This window comes from Phytobacter sp. MRY16-398, from assembly GCF_003925915.1.
Taxonomy (GTDB): domain Bacteria; phylum Pseudomonadota; class Gammaproteobacteria; order Enterobacterales; family Enterobacteriaceae; genus Phytobacter; species Phytobacter diazotrophicus.
The window spans coordinates 5,258,601-5,283,472 of the sequence record NZ_AP018756.1 but is presented as its reverse complement, the minus strand read 5'-3'; the positions used below and the strand labels follow the sequence as shown (position 1 = coordinate 5,283,472).

21 protein-coding genes are annotated in these 24,872 nt (G+C 53.0%); 8 read left to right on the top strand and 13 right to left on the bottom strand.

The genetic code is table 11. From position 1 onward, the window contains the following. Positions 1-22 precede the first annotated feature (22 nt). The 4 genes from ytfE to MRY16398_RS25755 all read right to left on the bottom strand — a co-directional run bounded on the left by ytfE (position 23) and on the right by MRY16398_RS25755 (position 3,578). Positions 23-685 carry an iron-sulfur cluster repair protein YtfE gene (ytfE, locus tag MRY16398_RS25770; RefSeq protein ID WP_125125465.1) on the bottom strand — a complete coding sequence of 221 codons (663 nt, stop codon included), beginning with the start codon at positions 683-685 and terminating at the stop codon, positions 23-25. A 94-nt stretch (positions 686-779) separates the two neighbouring features. Continuing rightward, entirely contained in the window at positions 780-1,748 is a 969-nt protein-coding gene (locus tag MRY16398_RS25765; protein WP_039077780.1) for a DMT family transporter, read from the bottom strand. A 75-nt stretch (positions 1,749-1,823) separates the two neighbouring features. Beyond that, complete coding sequence (locus tag MRY16398_RS25760) at positions 1,824-2,648, bottom strand: AraC family transcriptional regulator (RefSeq protein ID WP_125125464.1); 825 nt, start codon at positions 2,646-2,648, stop codon at positions 1,824-1,826. An 81-nt stretch (positions 2,649-2,729) separates the two neighbouring features. After that, complete coding sequence (locus MRY16398_RS25755; RefSeq protein WP_125125463.1) at positions 2,730-3,578, bottom strand: SDR family oxidoreductase; 849 nt, start codon at positions 3,576-3,578, stop codon at positions 2,730-2,732. An 84-nt stretch (positions 3,579-3,662) separates the two neighbouring features. Here MRY16398_RS25755 and MRY16398_RS25750 point away from each other — a divergent pair, with 84 nt between their 5' ends. After that, positions 3,663-4,049, top strand: coding sequence for a winged helix-turn-helix transcriptional regulator (locus MRY16398_RS25750; RefSeq protein ID WP_039077777.1), 387 nt, complete (start codon positions 3,663-3,665; stop codon positions 4,047-4,049). Positions 4,050-4,108: 59 nt separating this feature from the next. Here the strand turns inward: MRY16398_RS25750 and MRY16398_RS25745 are convergent, their stop codons facing one another. Further along, entirely contained in the window at positions 4,109-6,052 is a 1,944-nt protein-coding gene (locus MRY16398_RS25745; protein ID WP_071193490.1) for a bifunctional 2',3'-cyclic-nucleotide 2'-phosphodiesterase/3'-nucleotidase, read from the bottom strand. A gap of 315 nt (positions 6,053-6,367) precedes the next feature. Between MRY16398_RS25745 and cysQ the strand changes: the two genes are divergently transcribed. Continuing rightward, positions 6,368-7,108 (top strand): 3'(2'),5'-bisphosphate nucleotidase CysQ, encoded by a 741-nt coding sequence (gene cysQ / locus MRY16398_RS25740; RefSeq protein ID WP_039077775.1) that lies wholly within the window; start codon positions 6,368-6,370, stop codon positions 7,106-7,108. Here the strand turns inward: cysQ and MRY16398_RS25735 are convergent. Continuing rightward, positions 7,102-7,662 carry a YtfJ family protein gene (locus tag MRY16398_RS25735; protein ID WP_039077774.1) on the bottom strand — a complete coding sequence of 187 codons (561 nt, stop codon included), beginning with the start codon at positions 7,660-7,662 and terminating at the stop codon, positions 7,102-7,104. The two genes, cysQ and MRY16398_RS25735, sit on opposite strands and share 7 nt — an antisense overlap. Positions 7,663-7,988: 326 nt before the next feature. Here MRY16398_RS25735 and MRY16398_RS25730 point away from each other — a divergent pair, with 326 nt between their 5' ends. Then, a complete protein-coding gene (locus MRY16398_RS25730) occupies positions 7,989-8,195 on the top strand; it encodes a DUF1107 domain-containing protein (protein ID WP_039077773.1) in 207 nt (68 codons plus the stop codon). 153 nt (positions 8,196-8,348) lie between these two features. On the opposite strand, the gene paeA is transcribed toward MRY16398_RS25730, so the two are convergent. The 4 genes from paeA to msrA form a co-directional block, all read right to left on the bottom strand. Continuing rightward, complete coding sequence (gene paeA / locus MRY16398_RS25725) at positions 8,349-9,683, bottom strand: polyamine export protein PaeA (protein ID WP_039077772.1); 1,335 nt, start codon at positions 9,681-9,683, stop codon at positions 8,349-8,351. Between the two features lie 415 nt (positions 9,684-10,098). After that, positions 10,099-10,572 carry a hypothetical protein gene (locus MRY16398_RS25720; protein ID WP_125125462.1) on the bottom strand — a complete coding sequence of 158 codons (474 nt, stop codon included), beginning with the start codon at positions 10,570-10,572 and terminating at the stop codon, positions 10,099-10,101. A gap of 356 nt (positions 10,573-10,928) precedes the next feature. After that, a complete protein-coding gene (locus MRY16398_RS25715) occupies positions 10,929-11,519 on the bottom strand; it encodes an EAL domain-containing protein (RefSeq protein ID WP_071193491.1) in 591 nt (196 codons plus the stop codon). A 389-nt stretch (positions 11,520-11,908) separates the two neighbouring features. Continuing rightward, positions 11,909-12,550, bottom strand: a complete 642-nt coding sequence (gene msrA, locus MRY16398_RS25710; RefSeq protein WP_039077769.1) for a peptide-methionine (S)-S-oxide reductase MsrA — start codon at positions 12,548-12,550, stop codon at positions 11,909-11,911. A gap of 213 nt (positions 12,551-12,763) precedes the next feature. Here msrA and tamA point away from each other — a divergent pair, with 213 nt between their 5' ends. The 5 genes from tamA to MRY16398_RS25675 all read left to right on the top strand — a co-directional run bounded on the left by tamA (position 12,764) and on the right by MRY16398_RS25675 (position 21,247). Next, positions 12,764-14,497 carry an autotransporter assembly complex protein TamA gene (gene tamA, locus MRY16398_RS25705; RefSeq protein WP_039077768.1) on the top strand — a complete coding sequence of 578 codons (1,734 nt, stop codon included), beginning with the start codon at positions 12,764-12,766 and terminating at the stop codon, positions 14,495-14,497. Continuing rightward, on the top strand, positions 14,494-18,270 hold the full coding sequence (gene tamB, locus MRY16398_RS25700; RefSeq protein WP_125125461.1) for an autotransporter assembly complex protein TamB: 3,777 nt from the start codon (positions 14,494-14,496) through the stop codon (positions 18,268-18,270). Before tamA ends, tamB begins: the two co-directional genes overlap by 4 nt. 2 nt (positions 18,271-18,272) lie before the next feature. Then, positions 18,273-18,617 (top strand): gamma-glutamylcyclotransferase family protein, encoded by a 345-nt coding sequence (locus tag MRY16398_RS25695; RefSeq protein ID WP_039077766.1) that lies wholly within the window; start codon positions 18,273-18,275, stop codon positions 18,615-18,617. Positions 18,618-18,794: 177 nt separating this feature from the next. Continuing rightward, complete coding sequence (gene tnpA / locus MRY16398_RS25685; protein ID WP_038918153.1) at positions 18,795-19,253, top strand: IS200/IS605 family transposase; 459 nt, start codon at positions 18,795-18,797, stop codon at positions 19,251-19,253. A gap of 212 nt (positions 19,254-19,465) precedes the next feature. Continuing rightward, on the top strand, positions 19,466-21,247 hold the full coding sequence (locus MRY16398_RS25675; RefSeq protein ID WP_125125460.1) for an SEL1-like repeat protein: 1,782 nt from the start codon (positions 19,466-19,468) through the stop codon (positions 21,245-21,247). 66 nt (positions 21,248-21,313) lie between these two features. Here MRY16398_RS25675 and bla read toward each other — a convergent pair whose 3' ends face one another. From bla to ppa, 3 genes are all read right to left on the bottom strand, one after another. Beyond that, the gene (bla, locus tag MRY16398_RS25670) at positions 21,314-22,168 is read right to left on the bottom strand and encodes a class A beta-lactamase (RefSeq protein WP_125125459.1); all 855 of its coding nucleotides are present in this window, start codon (positions 22,166-22,168) and stop codon (positions 21,314-21,316) included. 177 nt (positions 22,169-22,345) lie between these two features. Continuing rightward, on the bottom strand, positions 22,346-23,929 hold the full coding sequence (locus MRY16398_RS25665) for a methyl-accepting chemotaxis protein (protein WP_125125458.1): 1,584 nt from the start codon (positions 23,927-23,929) through the stop codon (positions 22,346-22,348). Between the two features lie 263 nt (positions 23,930-24,192). Beyond that, positions 24,193-24,723, bottom strand: a complete 531-nt coding sequence (gene ppa, locus MRY16398_RS25660; protein ID WP_039077764.1) for an inorganic diphosphatase — start codon at positions 24,721-24,723, stop codon at positions 24,193-24,195. Between the last annotated feature and the right edge of the window lie 149 nt (positions 24,724-24,872).

Genomic DNA, 24,872 nt, shown 5'->3' with positions numbered 1-24,872 from the left:
GCGCTCTCAGGGGCGCCTTTGCTTATTCTCCAGCGAGGGCACGCGGAAACAGAACGTTGTTTTCCAGACTGATGTGTTCCATCAGGTCGTCGATCAATTCATTGATACCGTTATACATTGCTTTCCAGGTGGTGCAGGCTTCCGGCGGCGGCGTCACGCCATTGGTAATGTGCTTGATCACTTCCAGCAGTTCGCCTGCATCATCATGCTCGCTTTCCATCACACTGATTGGCCCCATCGCCTGGCTGCCCATCCCCTCTTTAATCATCGGGAACAGGATGCGCTCTTCTTTCATCATGTGGCTGGAAAGCTCGTCGTGCAGCATGGTCAGGTATTTGGTTAACCCTTTTGGCACGTTGGGTTTATCGGCATGTACGCGCTCCACTTTGGTCGCCTGCAGGATAAGCTCCGGCAGTTGTTCGCGGTGGCGGTCGTGGTAACGCACGATTATGTGATCGATGATTTCGCTCAGGGCGGCGACGCGCCAGTCTTTCTCGATGGGCTGCGCTGCCAGCTTTGCCAGTTCGGTTTCAATGATGCCAACGTCCAGTTCTTTGCGGGACGCGGCGCGCTCCAGCGTCTGCTTACCGCCGCAGCAGTAATCCATATCGTATTTACGAAACAGCGCTGACGCACGTGGAATGGATAGCGCCAGTTCACCCAGGGGTTGGTCACGGAAAGCCATAGCAGTTACCTCATCAGAAATTATAACATGCATTTTAAATGCATCTTTTATTCGATGATATACCCCTTTCGGGGCAGGGTAAACAAGACCACGATTAACCGTGGTCTGAAACTGACTGAACCAGAGGCTTTTCTGGCTTCGCGCGTACAGCCATGACCACGCCGCAAACCAACAGGGCGATACCACAGAGGGTGAGCAACGGCGGCATTTGCTGACGTAGCATGAAGGTATAAAGCAGGCCCGCAAGGGTTTCAAAAACAATCAGTGGCCCGACAATGACCGTGGGTAAACGCTGACTGGCAACATTCCAGCACATAGCGCCGACCCAGGAGCAGAGCACAGCAATCGCGAACATCAAACCGAGAAACACCGCGGGGCGCGGGCCAAAGGGTTGGGCAAAATCAGGCTGTTGCGCACTCAGCCACAGACAGGCAGCAGCATAGCCGAGTAAAGAGACGGGGAGCGTCACCAGTGCCTGCGCGGTTGCCCACATCATCGGGTTCTTGTCCGGGTTTTCCCGCAGCCAGCGGGCGTTACGCAGCGCATACCACGCCCAGCAGGCGACGGAAACCAGCGCAAGGGCAATGCCGGAGCCATAGCGCCACCAGGAGAACGCCGGCAGGCCGCCGTGCAGTTCGGCTATATTGACGCAGGCCAGTCCCGCCGCAATACAGAGCAGTGCCGGGGCGAGGCTGGTCCAGGTGCGTTTACCGTCACGCTGGCTGTAGAGCAGATTTGCACATATCGGGATAACAACCGGCAGGGTGCCAATGATCATCGTCGAAACCGGTGCCCCGGTGCGCTGAATGGCGCTGGCAAGACAGACGTAATAGATGAGATTGCCCATCATGGTCAGCGCCAGCGCGGTGAGCCAGTCTTTCTGCGTTAACTGCCGTAAACGCTGGCGGCCCAGCCAGGCCAGCGGCAGGGCAATTATCCCCAACGCCAGATAACGACCGGTTGACTGCAATGCCGCCGGGTAATCCGGCACAATTAACGGCCCAACAAAAATAAGCCCCCACAACATCCCCGCGAGCAGGGCATACAACACACCACTAATCATACTTCCACCTGACGTTTCTGTTTGCCGTCACAGTGTAGGAAAGGAGGGGAACGGAATATTGTATGAGATTGCGCATTAGCGCCGGACGACCTGCTTCTGGTAGCGCACGGGGGTGATGCCGTAACGACGCGTAAAGGCGCGGGTGAGGTGTGACTGGTCAGTCAGCCCGGTGGCTGCGGCGACTTCGGCGGCGGGCATCCCGTGGGTCAGGAAATCTTTCGCCCGCCACAGACGAATCGCCATCAGCATTTGGTGGGGTGTCACGTGAAAATGGGCTTTGAACTGACGCTGAAAATGGTAAGGGCTCAACGAGACCACCTGCGCCAGCTCATCCAGCGTCAGGGGGTGCATAAAATTATCATGCAGATAGTCACGGACCCGCTCAAAACGATGAGCGCCTTCCTGACTGACCGGCGCGTGACGTGCAAGCGGTGTGAAGGTGTCGATCAGGTCCAGCAGCATCCCTTTTTGCGCCAGCGAATCCTCGGTGTGCCACAGGCCATGAATCAGGCGGCAAATCTTGACTGTGCGCAGGGGATCGTGGCGAGTAGCATCGCTAAACCACCAGTGGCGGATACCGGTCACCTCTTCCAGCAACGCGGGGTCAAGGTAGATCATGCGATAGCGCCAGCCATCCGCGGTCTCAGCCTCACCGGTATGCAGTTCGTCGGGGTTCATGGTGACAACGGAATTGACAGGCGCAACGTACTGCGTACCGCGATAACGAAAGCGTTCGGCACCCGCTTCGATTGCGCCAATACCAAAGGCTTCGTGGGTATGGGGTTCGAAGGCATAACGGGAGATATGCGCATGGTACAACTCCACCCCTGGCAATTGCGCCAGGTGGCGAAAACGCGCGCTGTCTCTCTCGTCAAAGAATTGTTCCGGTACGCCTTCCACTTTTCGCCTCCGCTCAGGTCATCTTCTCATTATTAAGGATGAACCGGCGGCGTGCTACAAAAATTAACCAGCCTGTAACAGTTACAGGATGCCTTTGACGCTTTCCGCGAGCGGGGTGGTCGGGCGACCAATCAGCTTGCTCAGGGTATGGCTGTCATCGAACAGACCTCCTTTCGAGGCACCGATATCCGAGTCAGCCAGCAGGTTAGCGAACACGTCTGGCAGACCAACACCCTTTAACGCACCCGCAAAATCGGCTTCGCTCAGGTTCTGATACACCACCGGTTTACCGCTCTGTTTGCTCAGTTCAGCCGCCAGTTCGCTGAGTGTCCAGGCGCTGTCACCGGCCAGTTCGTAGACTTTCCCGGCATGGCCGTCAGTGCTGATAACGCGTGCGGCGGCAGCGGCGTAATCTGCGCGGGTGGCCGACGCGATTTTGCCGTCTCCCGCAGCGCCGATGAAGACGCCATGAGCCAGAGCCGCCGGGGCGCTGGCCAGGTAATTTTCGGTATACCAGCCATTACGCAGCAGGGCGTAAGGGATGCCGGAATCGGCCAACATTTTTTCGGTTTCAACGTGCTCAACATGCAGACCGAGCGGAGATTTATCCGCATGCAACAGGCTGGTATAGGCGATAAATTTCACGCCCGCCGCTTTGGCTGCATTGATCACGTTACGATGCTGAGCGGCGCGCTGGCCCACTTCGCTGGAGGAGACCAGCAACAGTTTTTCTACGCCCGACAGTGCCGCCGTTAGCGCTGCCTGGTCGCCGTAGTCGGCCTGGCGAACGACGACACCTTTCTGAGCCAGTGCGTCAGCTTTTGCCGGGTTACGTACAATCGCGACGAGCTCACTCGCTTTGACGGTTTTCAGTAATTCTTCAACAGCCAGTGCGCCCAGTTGGCCTGTAGCGCCGGTAATTGCGATCATGATGATTCCTCTTCGTGTTTGTCTTGTGTTGTGGCATACTATCACCATAACTAACTTTTAGTAAGTACGTACAAAAAGGTAAGTATGGAAGGCATAAATCCCACCCTGAGCGAGCGGATGCGCGACGGTAATCTGTTTGCTGAGGAGTGCCCCTCCCGTGAGGTGCTTAAACACGTGACCAGCCGCTGGGGCGTATTGATTCTGGTGGCGCTGCGCCACGGCACCCACCGTTTCAGCGATTTACGCCGCAAAATGGGCGGTGTCAGCGAAAAGATGCTGGCGCAATCGCTGCAGGCGCTGGAAATGGACGGTTTTATTAACCGCATTTCGTATCCGGTGGTGCCGCCGCATGTGGAGTATAGCCTGACGCCGCTGGGTGAGCAGGTGAGCGAGAAAGTGGCCGCGCTGGCCGACTGGATTGAGCTAAATTTGCCTCAGGTGCTGGCGACGCGAGACGACCGCGCCGCCTGAGTGAACCCGGATGGCGGCGTGAACGCCTTGTCCGGGCTACAGTTGCGGGATAAACGAGCTTACTTACTTAAATCCACCTGATAGAGCGCAAAGCCAATCTCGTCCGTACCGACCTTCTTCATCGGGTACTGCGCTTTCTCTTTGATAAACGCAGCCGCCTTCTCAGAAGGTGAGGTTTCGAAACGGATATCCAGCGCCGTATTACTGTGAATCGGCGCCAGGCGCCAGTTGTTATCCGCTGCCGGGTGGATTTCTCCCGCTTTTGCCGATTCGTCGGTTATCCATTTTGCCAGCACCGCGCGGTTTTCATCCGGCGAGGCAAAGGCGATATGGCTGTCACCCGTTCCCGCAAACTTACCGCCATAGGCGCGGTAGTTATTGGTTGCCACCAGGAACACCTGGTTGGGATCGATCGGTTTGCCGTTAAAGGTCAGATCTTTAATACGCTCAGCTTGCGGGTTGATGCTCTGGCACTCGCCGTCATAACGAGCAGGCTGCGTCACATCAATCTGGTATTTCACCCCATCAATCACATCGAAGTTATAGGTACGGAAGGTCTCCCAGTTGATGAGTGACTGAGGCTTCGTGCTGTTGATATCGATCTGATTAAACTGCCCGGCGGAGCACTCCAGCCACTCTTTCACCTCTTTGCCCGTCGCTTTCACGACCACCAGTGTGTTGGGGTAAAGATACAGATCGGCGGCGTTACGGAAGGTGAGCTGCCCTTTTTCGACCTCGACAAAACTGGCCGGATCGTTTTTACGTCCGCCTGCTTTGAACGGGGCGGCGGCAGATAAGACCGGCAGGTTCGCCAGATCCGGATCGCCCTGAATAAAGTGCTTCACATAAGCGGTCTGGGCGTTGTTGACGACCTGGACGGTTGGGTCATCCTGTACAAGGGAGAGGAAGCTGTACATGTTGTCGGCGGATTTTCCGATAGGCTTGCCGACGAACTGACGGGTGGCATCGTGGTCGTGTTTCAGGATTTCCACCAGTTTGCTGTCTTCTGCGGCCAACGATTTTTTGGCGGCGGCATCATAAATCGGGCGCGCTTCGGCTTTTGACGAAGCGACCTGCCACTTCCCGGCATCGTTATTCAATACCAGATCCACCACGCCGAGGTGGTCGCCCCACATTCCTGGCATCACTGACGGCACGCCATTTAAGGTTCCTTTGGCGATATCCGCTCCTTTAATGGCGGCGAAATCTTTTGACGGGAAGACCGCATGGGCATGGCCAAACAGAATAGCGTCAACGCCGGGGACTTCGCTTAAGTAGTAGACGGAGTTTTCCGCCATCGCCTGATAAGGTTCAGAAGAGAGGCCGGAGTGGGCAACCAGTACCACCAGGTCGGCCCCTTTTTCGCGCATCTCTGGCACATATTTCTTCGCCGTTTCGGTGATGTCATTAACCGTGACTTTGCCGCTCAGGTTGGCTTTATCCCACACCATGATTTGTGGTGGGACAAAGCCGATATAGCCAATCTTCAGAGTATGCGTTTTACCATCGGTATCGGTAACGGCGGTCTCTTTAATGAGATACGGGGTAAACAGCGGCTTTTGGGTTTTGACATCGATAATGTTGGCATTCACGTAGGGGAATTTTGCCCCTTCCAGCGCCCGGTGCAAATAATCCAGGCCATAGTTGAATTCGTGATTGCCGAGGTTGCCCACGGCGTAGTCCAGCGTATTCAGCGCCTTATAGACAGGGTGGATGTCGCCCTTTTTCAGCCCTTTGGCTGCCATATAATCACCGAGCGGGCTGCCCTGAATTAAGTCGCCGTTGTCCACCAGCACGCTATTTTTGACTTCTTTTCTGGCGGCATTGATCAGGCTGGCGGTACGCACCAGGCCAAATTTTTCTGTCGCAGAATCTTTATAGTAATCAAAGTCCATCATGTTGCTATGCAAATCAGTGGTTTCCATAATCCGGAGATCCACCGTCGCCGCTTGTACGCTGGCTGCTATCAACGTGGCAAGGAGCGTTGCGCTAAACTTAATCATCAGAGGTGTCCTTTTTAGATCTGAGCCACAAAAGAAATGATATGTACATTTTGTTGCTTACAGAATTGTGAATTCTGCCATGAAATTTGCCACATAAATGCAACAACTATCACACCTGGCAGATTCGACCTGAATGCGATATAAGTAAAACAATGAGTTATACCCGTCATACTTCATGTTGCATGAGCGTTGGCAGCGTTCACTCACCCGAATCACTTGCTGAGGTAAGTGCATTGGGATTCACTCACTTGCCGCCTTCCCGCAATGTGAATTATTGAGGGTAAAAACCCCACTGCCATAGATAAGAGGTGGATGATGTTAGAAGCCATTTGTCAGCTCGCGCGAGAAGCGGGCGATGCCATTATGCAGGTCTACGACGGCCATAAGCCGATGGATGTAACCAGCAAATCCGACGATTCCCCCGTAACGGCCGCCGATATTGCCGCGCATGCGGTGATTGCTGGCGGGCTACAGGCACTGACGCCGGATATTCCGGTTCTGTCGGAAGAAGATCCCCCCTCCTGGAGCGTTCGTCAGCACTGGCAGCGTTACTGGCTGGTCGATCCGCTGGACGGCACCAAAGAGTTTATAAAGCGTAACGGTGAGTTCACGGTGAATATCGCTCTGATTGAAAACGGGAAACCGGTACTTGGCGTCGTTTATGCCCCGGTGCTTAAAGTGATGTATTGCGCGGCGGAAGGTAAAGCGTGGAAAGAGGAAAACGGCACGCGGACGCAGATTAAAGTGCGTGACGCGCGTCCGCCGCTGGTGGTGGTAAGCCGTTCCCACGCGGATGACGAACTGAAAGAGTATTTAACTCAGTTGGGCGAACATCAGACGACCGCGATTGGTTCATCGCTGAAATTCTGCCTGGTGGCAGAGGGACAGGCTCAACTGTATCCGCGTTTTGGGCCGACCAGCGTCTGGGATACGGCGGCAGGCCATGCGGTAGCCGTGGCAGCCGGGGCACATGTTCACGACTGGCAGGGAAAAACCCTGGATTACACGCCGCGTGAATCTTTCCTGAACCCCGGCTTTCGGGTGTCGATTTACTGACCGTCGAGTAACTTATGCAGCAGGGCGATGACCTGCTGCACTTCCGCCTGTGTCAGCCCGCCGTCTTTGACATATTGCACCCGTCCGTCTTTATCCAGCACAACGATGGCTGAACTGCCTTCATCCAGTTGCCAGGCCTTTCGCGCTACGCCATCACTGTCGACAATAAACTGTGACCAGGGATAGAGCTTTTTGTTGCTCTCAATACTGCTGCGCACAAACATTGCTGAGCCGGGGATAGCATCATCTGTATTGATGATGGTCGTCGTCTGGTAACGATCGTGAGGTAAATTTGCGGCCTTGATCGCTTCAATCAGCGCGGCATTTTTCTCTTTGGCAGAGGTCCGACCGGCAATATGTTGCACCACTCGCACTTTGCCAGGAAGCTGCGCGCTGTTCCAGTTTTTGTAGCTAAACTTATCGTTATTGAGAATCAATTCCCCTCTGTCAGCGATGCCCACAGGCGGTACTCGTTGGCTGGTTTCAAAATTGTGGGCTTGCGCCAGGAGCGGCAGTAGCAGGCAGGTGGCTGCCAGGATGTTACGTAAGGTCATGGTGTTTCCTTTTATTGTTTGCAGGTGATCCGACCACTTAACTCAACCTTTTAATCATAAGTGCGATCAATGTGCTTTTCCCGCAAACGGGATGCCAGTTTGCGGGTTAACGCACATAACGGCGAAAAAACGACGACTTATACTGCCTGTTCGTAAGCGCTGAAAAGAAAATTCTGAATAACTGTAATCAAAAGGTAAATAAACTTATACATACTAGGTCTCATGTTGTTTCTGAACTATGCTCATTGAGCACCAAAATTTGCGCTCATCACTGTTGGGCCAAGCGTGGCACCGCAAGGGCGTATTACTTAGCAGGAGATACAAAAATGAAAATTTTCCAACGTTACAACCCACTTCAGGTGGCAAAGTACGTGAAAATCCTGTTCCGTGGACGGTTGTACATTAAGGACGTTGGCGCTTTCGAGTTTGATAAAGGCAAGATCCTTATCCCGAAAGTGAAGGACAAACAGCACTTTACTGTGATGTCCGAAGTCAACCGTCAGGTTATGCGTCTGCAAACTGAGATGGCTTAACCAACCCACTACGCTATGCAGTAATCGCAGTACAACAAAAACGGCTCCGTCAGGGAGCCGTTGATGTTTTCAGGGGAGAATCGCCGCTGAATGGCAGGCAAGAAAAAAGGCGGAAATTACGCCGCCTTTTATGCAGGTGATTTGCCGTCGCGATTACTCGCTTTTCTCTTCAGCATCCGGCAACTTTGGCGTTAACACCGTGGCCTTGTTATCAATCCGCGTGACCAGCAACTGGTCGATACGGTAGTTATCAATGTCCACGACTTCGAACTTATAGCCGGAGTACTTCACCGAGTCGGTACGTTTCGGGATCTTGCGCAGCATGAACATCATAAAGCCGCCAATGGTCTCGTAATTGCCGGACTGAGGGAACTCGTCGATATCCAGCACCCGCATCACGTCATCAATCGGCGTGCCGCCGTCAATCAGCCATGAGTTTTCATCACGCGCGACGATTTGTTCTTCCAGCCCCTGACCGACCAGGTCGCCCATCAGCGTGGTCATTACGTCGTTGAGGGTGATAATCCCCACCACCAACGCATACTCGTTCATGATGACCGCAAAGTCTTCGCCTGCCGTTTTAAAGCTTTCCAGCGCTTCGGAGAGCGTTAACGTATCCGGCACAATAAGCGTGTTGCGGATTTGCACGCCACTGCTCAGCACCAGGCTTTGGTTGGCCAGTACGCGAATAAGCAGGTCTTTTGAGTCGACGTAACCAACGATATGGTCAATGTCTTCATTACATACGAGGAACTTGGAGTGCGGGTTTTCAGCGACTTTTCGTTTTAAGCTTTGCTCATCTTCATGCAGATCAAACCACACCACGTTTTCGCGCGATGTCATTGACGATGGTACCGTGCGCGATTCCAGCTCAAACACATTCTCAATCAGCTCATGCTCTTGCTTACGCAGCACCCCGGCCAGCGCGCCAGCCTCGAAGATGGCATAGACATCATCAGACGTGATGTCGTCTTTACGCACCATTGGCAGCTTGAAGATGCGGAAAATAATGTTAGCCATGCCGTTAAAAAACCACACCAGCGGGCGGAAGAGAAACAGGCAGAAGCGCATCGGGTTGATAATGCGCAAAGCCACAACTTCAGGCGCGATCATACCGATGCGTTTCGGGGTCAGGTCGGCGAACAGGATAAACATCCCCGTTACCAGCGAGAACGAAATAATAAAGCTCAGACGGTCTGCCAGCTCTGGCGACACCACGGTGACTAAGATGCTGTAGAACGCGGGGGAGAAAGCGGCATCACCCACGATACCACCCAGGATGGCAACGGCATTCAGGCCGATTTGCACCACGGTAAAAAAGGTGCCGGGGTTTTCCTGCATTTTTAAAATGCGTTGCGCATTGACGTTGCCATCATCGGCAAGCAGTTTCAGTTTTATTTTTCTGGAAGCGGCAAGCGAAATCTCAGATAGCGAGAAGAATGCACTTACGACTATCAGACAGAGTATGACTAAGATGCTGTTTAACATAATTTATCCAGCTATAAGCGGGATCCTCGGAGGGAAGTTGAAAAATCCTTGTGGTAAACACATTGAAAGCGAGTCCGAAGCGGTGGACCTACAATTTCGACGGCTAGTATAGCGTAAGCGTGTTACAGCCTGCCAGCAGTGTAAGCAGTTTGTTACATGTAGATGGGAGCTTTTCTCATTTGTGAGTTCGTTTCTTGCTCGAATGGCGCAATGCGTAGTCGTTTTTCAGGTGTAGCCTTTATCCACAGGGGTGAGCAATGCGTCAATGAAAGAGCAAAAGGAGTAATAAGAGGGTTTTTATATATTCCCGTGGCACGTTATTACTTCCTTTTACTCGCGCTAAGGTTTTGCCTTTAATTTCTATTTTGTGGATGTGACCTTTTCGTTATTACGCTCGTGTTCTCTTTCGTAACGATTAAAGCAACCACTCCAGTTTCTTTAAGGGTACTGAGCGATACATGTAGCCCTGAACCGCCCAGATGCCGCAATCCTGTAGTACTGAAAATTCCCACGTACTTTGTACGCCGTCGATAATGACGCGATCCGAATATGATTTTCGGATGTTCTTAATCAGTTCAGGGAAAGTGGGTTTCTGCACCTGTTTATGGTAGAAGTCTCGATTAATCACCACGGCCTGGCGGACGTTTTCCCGCCATAGCCCAAATAACGCAGGATCTTCCTGTTTCATTAATGTCAGGTGTGGAAACTGTGCTGCAGTATCTGTAAGATTCCTGGGGTTGTTAACATAAAACAAAAGCCCATTTTCGACAGAGAAGTCAGAACAATACTTCAGGTGATGGCTGTGCGGGGCATGATCGCTACAGTCCATTGAAAATCCAACAATTGTGCCATTCAGGCTGTGAATGGGTATTACGCTAACCCGGTCCATATCCTTTCCTTGTTAATGCCTAGATATATCTAATATTGATCGCTAAAAGTTATTAATCAATCATTTATTGATCGATAATTAATATCAATATATATACCTATCAAAGGGTATTTCTTTGATAGTTAGCGCATTTGTACATTGCCACTTGTGCAAAGAACGTTGTTAAGCAGTGATGCTTCTGGCACTGACTTCACTATGAAGACGGCTTTTTTATGTCCGTAAGACGTCCTTCCTTACCTGAGGATATGCTGGAGTTTTTCACTGTTTATGCGTGAAAAAATAAATCAAAATATCAATTCATATTCATTTCGTAATAAATGACACTGCAAATGGGCAGGGCGTTTCGCAACAAGGGGTTACATTAACTGATGCACCTTACTGAACGGTATTGGCGCATAAAGTCCGCAACAGGCCCAAATGCCCGCCTCTTCTAGTGCCCGACGGTTAATATTATTGTCTGTTTTTATAATAACTTTTTCGCAATAACGCTTTAAATTTTGGATAAGATACGGAAACGTATTTTTGTTTAGCTCGTTGTTCGTAAAGGTTTCATCCAAAACGATTGCCTCACAGTACTGCGTAAAGGGTGCGTTTTCATTCCCCACATGACTCAGCCAGATACCATTTTTACTTTTTGCTAAATCCTGTATGGCTGTTTCAAATGTTTGGTTGATTTGTAATTTTACAAAAGGGAGTCGAGCCAGTGTTGCCTGTAATACTAAGTCGAACGTTAATAGCATTGCGATCTCTTCATCGGTGATGGAGACCAGACAGAACAAATCACGCTTTTTAAAAAAATCGGCTTTATTGCCGATGGCATTCATTAAATCAAAAAGATAAGTTCTTTTTTTTTCCAGACTGTTCAGAACAAGCGTTTTTCTTGGGTAGATCTTAACGCCCAGTAGTTGACCGTGTGGAGTGGTTATCCTTTCTGCTAAGTAAGGCATATAAACTCTCCCTCCAGGTGGTATTCACATCGCTTTCTCAAAAACACGCTTACAATGCGTGTAACACATACTAAGAGCATATTGCGACAGGTGATGTCACTCTTAAATGGAAATTTATCTGAAATACGCTTATGAAAAAGAACGTTATATATGACAGATTTTACTTAAGTTAAAAAATGAAGACGTTAAAAAAACTTCTCAATAAAATTAACAGGATACACTTATCTCGTAATACAGTTCAGGCATGCGAAATTAAACCAGTAATGACGAGAAAATAGCGTGGCCGGTGGAGAAAGAATAGCGAAAAGTTAAAGCGAGAATTTCCAGGGTGAGCGAGTCAGGTGCAACGTGAAAACCGGTTCAGGAAGCTGAACCGGTAATAAGAAATATCAGGCCAGTTGCGGCGGCAGGCAAACGCCAATGCCACCAATGCCGCAATATCCATAGGGGTTTTTATGCAGATACTGCTGATGATCGTCTTCGGCATAGTAAAACGGCGGTGCGTTAACAATTTCCGTCGTAATAGTTCGATCATCATTCGCGGCCCGCATTGCCGCCTGAAAGCGTTCGAGGCTGGCGTGGGCGGCGGCGCTCTGCTCGGGCGTCAGCGGATAAATGGCGGAGCGGTATTGTGTGCCGTGGTCATTGCCCTGACGCATCCCCTGGGCCGGATCGTGGTTTTCCCAGAACACGTGCAGAAGCTGCTCATAACTGATCACCGACGGGTCATACACTACGCGAACCGCTTCGGCATGGCCCGTCTGTCCGGTACACACTTCGCGGTAGGTTGGGTTCGGCGTATAACCGCCCATGTAACCTGCCGCCGTGCTGTAGACACCGGGCAGTTGCCAGAACAGACGTTCGACACCCCAGAAGCAACCCATTGCGAAATAAGCGGTCTCCATCCCTTCCGGTACGTTTGTCATGGAGTGCTCGTTAACAGCATGTAGCGTGGCAACGGGCATTGGCGTGTTACGTCCGGGTAACGCATCCGATTGAGTAACAAGGTTTTTCTTATCAAACAGACTCATGGTGAGGCCTCCCATAAGCGCAAATTGCGGTTAAGGTTGTAACGAAGCGTCTCTTTTAACACAATAAACGCGGTAAATCAGACTAGATTTAAACATAAGAAATATTTGGGGTGTCGTCCGTTTTTCAATCCACATATTGGATTTTTTACAAGCCGCGGAGCGGTGTTGACGTTTCCTTCCAGGGGTGGGAACAAGGGATATTCAGGAGAGAACGTGCCAAAAATCCGTACTTTATGTTTTGCCGGTTTGTTGCTGGCAAGCCATAGCGCCATGTCGGCAAACGTCCGATTGCAACTGGAAGGGTTGACCGGAGCGCTGCAGAAAAATGTCCGCGCTCAGCTTTCCACCATCGAGAGCGATGAAGTGACGCCGGACAAGCGATTTCAGGCGCGTGTCGATGACGCCATCCGTGAAGGTTTGAAAGCGCTGGGATATTACGAACCCACTATCGAGTTCGAGCTTCGCCCACCGCCGGCGAAAGGGCGTCAGGTATTGATTGCGCGTGTCTCGGCAGGGGAACCGGTACGCATCGGCGGTACGGATGTGATCCTGCGCGGCGGTGCGCGTACCGATGAAGATTATATTGCATTGCTAAAAAAGCGCCCGGAAAAAGGCACTGTGCTCAACCACGGTGATTACGACGGTTTTAAGAAATCACTCACCCGTGTGGCCTTGCGCAAAGGCTATTTCGATAGCCACTACAACCACAGCCAGTTGGGCATCGCGCTTGACCGGCATCAGGCATTCTGGGACATCGACTATGACAGCGGACAGCGCTACCGTTTCGGAGATGTGACCTTCGAAGGTTCGCAAATCCGCGAAGAGTATCTGCAAAATCTGGTGCCGTTTAAAAAAGGTGATTATTACCAGACCAAAGATCTGGCGGAACTTAACCGTCGCCTGTCGGCTACCGGCTGGTTTAACTCCGTGGTGGTGGCACCGGAGTTTGATAAAGCCAGAGAAAGCAAAGTACTACCTTTAAAAGGTGTCGTCGCACCGCGTATTGAAAACACCATTGAGACCGGCATCGGCTATTCCACCGACGTAGGTCCGCGCGTCAAAGCCACATGGAAAAAGCCGTGGATAAACTCCTATGGCCACAGCTTTACCACCACAGCCAGCGTCTCGGCGCCGGAACAACAGCTTGATTTCAGCTACAAAGTTCCGCTGCTCAAAAACCCGCTTGAGCAATATTATCTGGTACAGGGCGGTTTTAAGCGCACCGATTTAAATGATACCGAAGCGGACTCCACCACGCTTGCGGTGTCCCGTTACTGGGATCTCTCCAGCGGCTGGCAGCGCGCTATTAACCTGCGCTGGAGCCTCGACCACTTTACGCAGGCGAGCGTAACCAACACCACCATGCTGCTTTATCCGGGGGTGATGATCAGCCGTACCCGTTCGCGCGGTGGTTTGATGCCGACCTGGGGTGATTCTCAGCGTTATTCCATCGATTACTCCAGCACCGCCTGGGGCTCGGATGTGGAGTTTATCGTGATGCAGGCGCAAAACGCCTGGATCCGCACGTTATATGACCGCCACCGTTTTGTCGCCCGTGGCAACCTGGGGTGGATTGAAACAGACGATTTTAACCGCGTACCGCCGGATTTGCGCTTCTTTGCCGGGGGGGATCGCAGCATCCGCGGCTATAAATACAAATCTATTGCGCCGAAGGATGATGACGGCAAGCTGATCGGCGCCTCGAAAATGGCCACCGGATCGCTGGAATATCAGTACAACGTGACGGGTAAATGGTGGGGCGCGGTCTTTGTCGACAGCGGTGAGGCCGTGAGCGATATCCGCCGCAGTGATTTCAAAACCGGTACCGGCGTCGGGGTGCGCTGGCAATCACCGGTTGGCCCGATCAAATTCGATCTGGCCGTTCCGGTCGGCGATAAAGACGAGCACGGATTACAGTTTTACATCGGTTTGGGGCCTGAATTATGAGTTTATGGAAGAAGATAAGCCTCGGCGTACTGGTGTTTATCCTGTTAGTGCTGGGGACGGTTATTTTTCTCGTCGGGACGACGAGCGGGTTACACCTGCTGTTTAAGGCAGCCAACCGTTGGGTTCCGGGGCTGGAAATCGGCCAGGTGACCGGCGGCTGGCGTGATTTATCGCTGAAAAACATTCGTTACGATCAGCCGGGTATCGCGGTGAATGCCGGAGAGTTCCATCTGGCGGTGAAACTGGGCTGCCTGCGTGACAGTAGCCTGTGCGTGAACGATATCTCGCTAAAAGATATCAATGTGGTCATCGATACCAAAAAGATGCCACCTGCCGCGCCGGTGAAAGAAGAGGATAACGGGCCGTTAAACCTTTCCACGCCGTATCCCATTACGTTAAGCCGCGTGGCCCTCAATAACGTCAATATCAATATTGATGACACGACCGTCTCCGTCATGAACTTCTCCTCTGCCCTGAACTGGGAAGAGAAAAACCTGACCCTGAAACCCACCTCGCTGAGCGGCCTGTTGATTGCCCTGCCGAAAGTGGCGAAGGTGGCGCAGGAACAGGTGGTGGAGCCGAAAGTTGAGAATCCGAAACCGGATGAACTGCCGCTGGGCGAATCCCTTAAGCAACTCTTTGCCAAACCGCTGCTGCCGCAGATGACGGATGTGCATCTGCCGCTCAATCTCAATATTGAAGAATTTCGCGGTGAGCAGCTTCGCTTAACCGGTGACACTGATATCACGGTCAGCAATATGCTGCTCAAAGTGAGCAGCATTGACGGCAATATGAAGCTTGATGCGTTCGATATCGATTCAAATCAGGGCACGCTTAATGCCACGGGCACGGCGACATTGCGGGATAACTGGCCGGTGGATATCACCCTCAACAGCACCCTGAATGTCGATCCGATGAAAGGCGAGAAAGTGAAGCTCAAAGTCGGCGGCGAGGTGCGCAAACAACTGGAGTTTGGCGTCAACCTGTCCGGCCCGGTGGATATTGTTCTGCGTGGGCAAACGCAGCTTGCCGAGGCGGGGCTGCCGCTCAATCTGGACATCACCAGCGAGCAGCTCTACTGGCCGTTTACCGGTGAAAAACAGTATCAGGCCGACGACCTTAAGCTCAAACTGACCGGCAAAATGACTGACTACACGCTGTCGTTCCGCACGGCGGTAAAGGGCCAGGACGTACCACCAGCCACCATTACTCTGGACGGTAAAGGTAACGAGCAGCAAATCAGCATCGACAAGCTGAGCGTAGCCGCGCTGGAAGGGAAAACCGAACTCAAAGCCTTGCTCGACTGGCAGCAGGCGATTAGCTGGCGCGGTGAGTTAACGCTGGACGGCATCAACACCGCAAAAACTTTCCCGGACTGGCCTGCAAAACTGAACGGGCTGGCGAAAATGCGCGGCAGCCTCTACGGCGGAACCTGGCAGCTTGATATCCCGGAGCTGAAACTCGCCGGGAACGTGAAACAAAATAAAGTCAGCGTTGACGGGCAGCTTAAAGGCAACAGCTATATGCAGTGGACCATTCCGGGGCTACATCTGGAACTGGGACGCAACAAAGCCGATGTCAAAGGCGAACTGGGGGTAAAAGATCTTAACCTGGATGCCAACATCGACGCGCCAGGTCTGGATAACGCACTGCCAGGGCTGGGCGGGACGGCTAAAGGGCTTGTGAATATTCGCGGTACGGTGGATGCGCCACAGGTAATGGCGGATATCACCGCCAGCAATCTGCGCTGGCAAGCGCTGCGTGTGGCCCGTGTCCTGGTGAAAGGGGATGTGAAATCAACCGATCAGCTTGCCGGTACGATGAATGTGCGGGTTGAACGCCTCTCTCAGCCTGGGGTGAATATCAGCCTGGCAACGCTTGCTGCCAAAGGTAGTGAAAAGCAGCACGAGCTTGAGTTGCGGGTGCAGGGTGAGCCGGTCGCCGGGCAGTTAAAACTGGCCGGGAGTTTTGATCGCAACGAACAGCGCTGGAAGGGCACTCTTAGCGATACACGCTTCACCACCCCCGTCGGGCCAGTTGCCCTGAACCGTGAAATCGCGCTGGATTACCGTAATCAGGAACAGAAAATCAGTATTGGACCACACTGCTGGACCAACCCGAATGCGGAGCTTTGCGTTCCGCAGACGATTGATGCCGGGGCGCAGGGACGTGCGGTAGTCAATCTGAACCGCTTCGACCTGGCGATGCTGAAACCCTTTATGCCGGATACCACCCAGGCCAGCGGCACATTCAGCGGTAAGGCTGATGTTTCGTGGGATGCCAGCAAAGAAGGCTTGCCGCAGGGTGAAGTGACGCTATCCGGGCGTAATGTCAAAGTGACCCAGGTAGTGAACGATGCACCGCTGCCGGTCGCCTTCGAAACACTGAACCTTAACGCGAAGTTGCAGAATAACCGTGCGGATTTAGGCTGGCTGATCCGTCTGAACAATAACGGACAGTTTGACGGGCAGGTGCAGATCACCGATCCGCAGGGGCGGCGTAACCTTGGCGGTAACGTCAATATCCGCAATTTCTCGCTGGCAATGGCTAACGCCATCTTTACGCGCGGCGAGAAAGCGGCGGGTACGCTGAACGCTAACCTACGGCTCGGCGGAAATCTGCAAAGCCCGCAATTGTTCGGGCAGATGCAGCTCAACGGTGTGGATGTGGAAGGTAACTTCATGCCGTTCGATATGCAGCCCAGCCAACTGGCAATGAACTTCAATGGCACCACCTCGACCCTGCAAGGGGTGGTGCGGACCCAGCGTGGACAGATTAACCTGAGCGGTGATGCGGACTGGAGCCAGATTAACAACTGGCGTGCCCGCGTGGCGGCACAGGGGAACAAGGTGCGTATTACCGTGCCGCCTATGGTGCGTCTGGACGTCTCCCCTGACCTGGTGTTCGAGGCTACGCCGACGCTGTTTACGCTTGATGGCCGGGTCGATGTGCCCTGGGCGCGGATCGTCGTGCATGATTTGCCGGAAAGCGCGGTTGGCACCTCCAGTGATGAGGTGATGCTCAATGCGGATCTGAAACCGGAAAAACCGAAAAGCGCGGCGATTCCGATTAACAGTAATTTGATTGTGCATGTCGGCAATAATGTGCGGATGGATGCTTTCGGACTGAAAGCGCGGCTGACCGGCGATCTGAAAGTGACTCAGGATCAACAAGGGCTTGGCCTTAACGGGCAAATCAATATTCCGGAAGGGCGCTATCACGCTTATGGCCAGGATTTGATTGTGCGTAAGGGGGAGCTGATTTTCTCCGGCCCTGTCGATCAGCCGCTGCTGAATATCGAGGCGATTCGTAACCCGGATGCCACCGAGAACGACGTGACCGCCGGGGTGCGTATTACCGGCACGGCAGATGAACCGAAGGCGGAGATCTTCTCCGACCCGGCGATGTCGCAGCAAGAGGCGCTCTCTTACCTGCTTCGCGGGCAGGGTCTGGAGAGCGGACAAAGCGATAGTGCAGCAATGACTTCAGCCTTAGTGGGCCTGGGGGTTGCACAAAGTGGTCAGGTTGTGGGTAAAATCGGCGAGACGTTTGGCGTAAGCAATCTGGCGCTGGACACCGAAGGGGTGGGCGACTCCTCCCAGGTGGTGGTCAGCGGCTATGTACTGCCGGGTCTACAGGTAAAATATGGTGTGGGTATTTTTGACTCACTGGCGACTCTCACGTTACGTTATCGCCTGATGCCTAAGCTGTATCTGGAAGCGGTGTCTGGCTTAGATCAGGCACTTGATCTGCTCTATCAGTTTGAGTTTTAGCAATGCGAATATTTGTCTACGGCAGTTTACGACGCAAGCAAGGCAACAGCCACTGGATGACCAATGCTCAGTGGCTGGGCGATTATTGCGTTGAAGATTATCAACTCTACAGTCTGGGGCACTACCCTGGCGCTGTACCGGGTGATGGCAGTGTGCTGGGTGAAGTTTACCGCATTGATGCGACAACGCTTGGCGAACTGGACGCGCTACGTACCGCTGGGGGCGAATATAAACGGCAGCTTATCCAGACGCCTTATGGCAGCGCCTGGATGTATGTGTACCAACGGCCGGTGGAGGGGAAAACGTTTATCCCTACCGGCAACTGGTTAGACAGAGACCAGTATTAATACAAACACGCCACCTTCGGGTGGCGTTGTTTTTGTCTATAGAAAACCCCCAGCTAGGCTGGGGGTTCCGGAAAGCTTTCAGCTTTAAGCCAGTTATTAAAACCCCTTTTGATTTGTTAAAACAGCTTGCGGTCTGGCAACTGCAAAAGTTCAACAAGAAATCAAAAGGGGGTCCCGATGGGGGACGAAAAGAGCTTAGCGCACACCCGCTGGAACTGTAAATATCACATAGTTTTTGCGCCGAAATACCGAAGACAGGCGTTCTACGGAGAGAAACGTCTGGCGATAGGCAGCATTTTAAGAAAGCTGTGTGAGTGGAAAAACGTACGGATCCTGGAAGCTGAATGCTGTGCAGATCATATCCATATGCTTGTGGAAATCCCGCCCAAAATGAGCGTATCCGGCTTTATGGGATATCTGAAAGGGAAAAGCAGTCTGATGCTTTATGAGCAGTTCGGAGATCTGAAATTCAAATACAGGAACAGGGAGTTCTGGTGTCGGGGATACTACGTGGATACGGTAGGGAAGAACACAGCGAAGATACAGGAATACATAAAGCACCAGCTTGAGGAGGATAAAATGGGTGAGCAGTTGTCGATCCCTTATCCGGGCAGCCCGTTTACGGGCCGTAAGTAAGGAAGTTTGATGCAAATGTCAGATCGTATGCGCCTGTTAGGGCGCGGCTGGTAACAGAGCCTTACAGGCGCATCTGAAAAACCTCCGGCTATGCCGGAGGATATTTATTCCTGAATACCTTCCTAAATAACCGTTTCCTTCCGCGATTTTTCTATATTGCCTGGTTGAGCCGTGCCATAAAACGCACTCACGCTTAACAAGGACGATATGGCATGAACAAATCTATTTTTGCATTGCTGCTGGTTGGCATGTTGACCATTTCCTCGCCGACCTGGAGCGCATCTTCATTTAACGATGTGCAGCAACGGGCGGAAAGCGGGGACGCGAAAGCGCAACTGGAGTTGGGATACCGTTACTTTCAGGGTAATGAAACGGCGAGGGATGTAGAAAAGGCCTTACGCTGGTTCCAGCGTGCGGCGCAGCAGGGGTACACTCCCGCAGAATATGTGATGGGCCTGCGTTATGCGAATGGCGAAGGCGTCGCGCAGGATTATGCACAGGCGGCACAGTGGTATCGGAAAGCGGCGGTGAAGGGATTGCCGCAGGCACAACAAAATCTTGCGGTGCTCTACCGGAAAGGGCATGGCGTTGCGGCGGATAGCCATGAGGCGGTGATGTGGCACCGTAAAGCCGCTGAGCAGGGGTTGGCTAACGCACAATGCAGTATGGGATACGCGTATTTAGAGGGGGATGGTGTCGCTCAGGATTATGCTCTGGCGCTGGCGTGGTATCGCAAATCCGCTGAACAAGGGAATGCCGAAGCCTACAATCAGTTGGGCGTGATGTACGTTCAGGGATTGGGTGTTGAAAAGGATCCCGCTGTGGCGGCACAGTTGTACCGCAAAGCAGCAGAAAAAGGTTATGACGTCGCTCAATCGAATTTGGGCAGTCTTTATTACAAGGGGAGTGGTGTCGAAAAGGACTACGGGCTGGCCAAACACTGGTATTTGAAATCGGCCGAACAAGGATTCGCAGCCGCACAAACTTCACTTGCCTCGCTTTATTATCATGGTGAAGGCGTTGAACAAGACTATGTACAAGCCCGCGAATGGTATCGGAAAGCGGCGGAGCAAGGCGATGCAACTGCGCAGGAGAGTTTGGGGATTCTGTATGAACGTGGCCTGGGCGTCGAAAAAAATCTTCTACAAGCGGTAGCCTGGTATCGGCTGGCTGCGGCGCAGGGGGATGCCAGGGGGCAAATGAACCTTGGCACCATGTACCTTGACGGGAGCGGTGTGGAACAGGACTACGTCCTGGCGCGCAAGTGGTTTGGCAAAGCCGCAGAACAGGGAAATAGCGCTGCACAGCATCGCCTGGGTTATCTGTACGAGAAAGGCCTGGGGGGTGAAAAAGACGGGCCGCAGGCGCTGGCGTGGTATCAAAAATCGGCTGAACAAGGAAACGCCATCGGGCAGTTCCGCCTGGCCGAGCTGTATAGCAGCGGCACTGAGGGCGTCAAATACAATCGCGAGCAGGCCATTATCTGGTACAACAAAGCCGCAGAACAGGGCGATCTTCATGCACAGGTGAATCTCGGTGCGCTGTACGGACATGGTACGAAAGAAGAGCAGCGTAAAGCCGTGGCGTTATACCGCAAGGCAGCCGAAAAGGGCTTTCGCATTGGTCAGTACAACCTCGGTTATGTCTACCTGTACGGAAAAGGGGTAGAGAAGGACGAAGCTCAGGCAGCGAACTGGGTGCGTAAGGCCGCTGAACAGGGGCTCAGCGAGGCACAGCTCCTGTTAGGGGAAATGTACCGGGATGGGCAGGGCGTTAAGCGCGATCGTGTGCAGGCGTGGGCCTGGTTTGATACGTCCTCAGCCAATGATATGAATCCCTTTGCGGCGCAAAACAGTATTTTTCTCGAGAAGAAAATGACCGCTGAGGAACGTGCGCAGGCGAAGGTACTTTCGAAACAGTACGTTGAGAAATACGCGCCGGAGGCCTGGGCGCGAATACAGAAGCTTAAGACTCAGTCTGCACCCATACAGTAATGAACTGGATGTGTGCCAACGCCACCTTCGGGTGGCGTTGTTTTTTGTCCTGCAGGCGTTGTCCGGTTACCAGTGCTTAATCAGCGATGCGCCGATGTCGGCGATTTTTTTGTTTCGTTCGTCCATGGTCGCCTGCGTTTCGGTGATGTAGATAACGACGATGCGGGCCGGTTTGCCATCAGGCCCCAGCGCGGCAACAATACCGCGAGAACCCCGTTCCCCCGCTCCCGTTTTATCGGCGATAAACCAGCCCGCAGGCATGACCGAGCGAATCAGCGGCCCACCGACTTTATCTGCTTCCATCCAGGCCATTAATTGCTGCTGTGATGCTGGTGTCAGTATCTTGCCGTTGAGAAGCTGGCGCAGCATCTGCGCCATGGCCTCAGGCGTTGTCGTATCACGCTCATCGCCAGGCAACGCTTCATTCAACGCGGTTTCCCATCGGTCGAGACGGGTGACCCGATCGCCCGCTTTACGCAGGAACGCCGTAAGTTCTGACGGTCCACCGATCGCAGACAGCAGCAGGTTGCCCGCCGTGTTATCACTCATTGTGATGGCGGCGCTGCACAGTTCGGCCACGGTCATCCCGTCGGTAAGGTGTTTTTCCGTTACCGGCGAGTACGCGACCAGGTCCTGCTTACGATACTGTATACGACGGGCAAGCTGCTCCTGCCCGGCATCCACCCGCGATAAGACCGCGCCGCACAGTAGCACTTTAAAAGTACTCATCATGGGAAAACGTTCTTGTGGACGATAGCTGCCCAGCATCTGACCGTTGGCGAGGCTCAATTCAGCATAGCCCACTCGTGCGTTAAGCTGGTCCTCAGCTTTTTTTACGGTCTCCAGCGTGAGCGGGTGAGCAAAAGCGGGCAGGCAAAAGGCGGTCAGCAGGGAGATAAAGTGCAAACGAAACCGTGGCATAGAGATACGTTTCCTTGTGGTTATTTCGGGGCAGGGGGGCAATCACACAACGGTATGCATTGTAGAGGCATATGTTTACCAAAGCGTGATGAATTCGGGGATAAAGAATCGCACAGTCAATGAAAGCGGGGGAGATGCAGCGCCCTCCGACCCAAAGGCGAATGGCGCTGCTGCTGATTACGCGGCGTTTTGCCGCAATTTGAACTGGCTTACGGCTTCTAACAGCTCTTCTGCCTGGCGCTGCATTTGATGCGCGGCAGCCGACGATTCCTGCGACAGCGTGGCGTTCTGCTGGGTTGCGGTATCCATATGCGTCACCGCCACGTTCACCTGATCGATTCCGGTGCTCTGCTCTTTGCTGGCGGCGGAAATGGACTCCACCAGCTCGCTCACCTGCTGCACGCTACGCAAAATCTCGGTCATTGCGGAACCGGCGCTTTGTACCTGCGCGTTCCCTTCGGCGATACGGTTAACGGAATTGTCGATCAGGTTACGAATATCCCGCGCCGCAGAGGCAGAACGTTGCGCCAGGGCGCGGACTTCGGAGGCAACGACAGCGAAACCTCGTCCTTCGGCACCCGCGCGTGCGGCCTCGACGGCGGCATTCAGCGCCAGGATGTTGGTCTGGAAGGCAATACTGTCAATCACACCGATGATGTTATTAATCTGGCTGGAGAGCTGGTGGATGTCGCTCATGGTTTGCACCACGCGCTCCACGGCTTGCCCGCCCTGACCTGCGATAGTGAATGCATCGCGGGCGATAGTGCTGGCAAAACGCGAGTTCTCGGCGTTGCTTTTCACCACAGAGGTGAGCTCCTCCATGGAGGCGGCCGTTTCTTCCAGCGCGCTCGCCTGCGCCTCGTTACGTGAAGAGAGTTCCCGGCTACCGGTGGCAATTTGCACCGATGCCGAGGCTATGGATTCCGTACTGTGGCGAACCCCGTGGACGATGCGGGTCAGGTTGCCGTTCATCTCCTGCAAGGCGTGCATCAGTTCGGCTGTCTCGTCGCGCCCGGAGATATTAAAGGTTGTCTGCAAATCACCAGAGGCCACCGTGCGGGCAACGGTAACGGCTTGTGCCAGCGGATGGGTAATGCTGCGCACCAGCCACCAGGTGATAATCCCACCGGCCAGCATGGTCAGCGCCATGGCGATCAGCAACATCAGGCGGGTTTGCTGATATTGCGCCAGGTTGCGCGCGTCCGTCTCCACGTGAATGGCATTGGCGTGTTTCAGCGTCCGGTCTACTACCTCGTCAATCATCCGTGTTGGCTCCCGATCAATGCCGGTCACCAGTTTGTCGACGCGTTGGGCGCTGGTAGGGTCGCTCAGATCGTATTGCTGTAGTGCGCTCAGGTAGTGTGCTTCAAGCTCAGCATGGAGCTTGCGAGTCTGTTCAACCTGCGCGTTATCCATGCCAAGTTGTGGCAACATCGCGCTCAGTTTTTCCAGCAATTGCTGCGTTTTTTGGCTCTGGGAAACAAAGGCGGCTTTGTATTTATCAAAAGTCTCTTGTCCCTGAGAGCCGCGTAGTAGCGTGTTCTTCCATTCCTGAACCTGGATTTTGAACTGCACCTGGGCGTTACGCGCGGTATCAATGCTCTCAACAAGCACTTTTTCCGTTGCCATCATTTTCTGGTTTTGCCCAAAGCTGTCACTGTTTATCGCCAGCCCCCGCAAGCCGATAAACAGCGTTGCCAGCAGTAACAGTGTTGCCATCAGGCCGAGTCGTTGCCCAATTGTGAAGTGGTTAAGTTTCATGTTGTTCCCCGGTGGAATGAAAGAGCACGGTCACAAAAGGGGTATCGACCCGCGTGGGACGGACTTTACAGAGGTCGGAAGGCTGTTGTGGGGCGGGTTTGGGTTATATTGTTCAAACGCATGGGAAAAGAATTTTGTGACATTTTTATGACAAATTAAGAAACGGGCGCTGAAAGGGCAGGAACAGAGAAGTACAGAGGAATAAGACATAAAAAAACCCTGTCCGCCGTTATCCGCGTTCAGGGTTTTTCAGATAAAACGGATTACTTCTTCGCAGCGCGCTCGAAGGAAGCAACGATTTCAGCTTTAGCCGCTTCAGCGTTGTCCCAACCGTCTACTTTCACCCATTTGCCTTTTTCGAGGTCTTTGTAGTGTTCGAAGAAGTGAGTGATCTGTGCTTTCAGCAGTTCTGGCAGGTCGTTCACATCTTTAATGTGATCGTACTCTTTGCTCAGTTTGGTGTGCGGTACAGCAACCAGTTTGGCATCTTCACCAGATTCGTCGGTCATTTTCAGCACGCCAACCGGACGGCAGCGAATGACAGAGCCGGGTTCCAGCGGGTACGGCGTTGGGACCAGCACGTCTACCGGGTCACCGTCCAGGGACAGGGTGTGGTTGATGTAGCCGTAGTTGCACGGATAGAACATCGCAGTGGACATGAAACGGTCAACGAACAGCGCGCCGCTGTCTTTATCGACTTCGTATTTGATCGGATCTGCGTTAGCCGGGATTTCGATAATAACGTAGATATCTTCTGGCAGATCTTTGCCCGCCGGGACGTTGAGTAAGCTCATGTTTGTTTCCTTTAAAATGTGTGGCAAACAAGTGCCGGGTATTATAGCCAACTCATCGGGAATGTCTTTGCTTGTTTTACATTGCGACACGCCTGACACCTCCTTTTTTTTCTAAAAATGTAGCCGGATTATCCATAAAGATAGCTGCA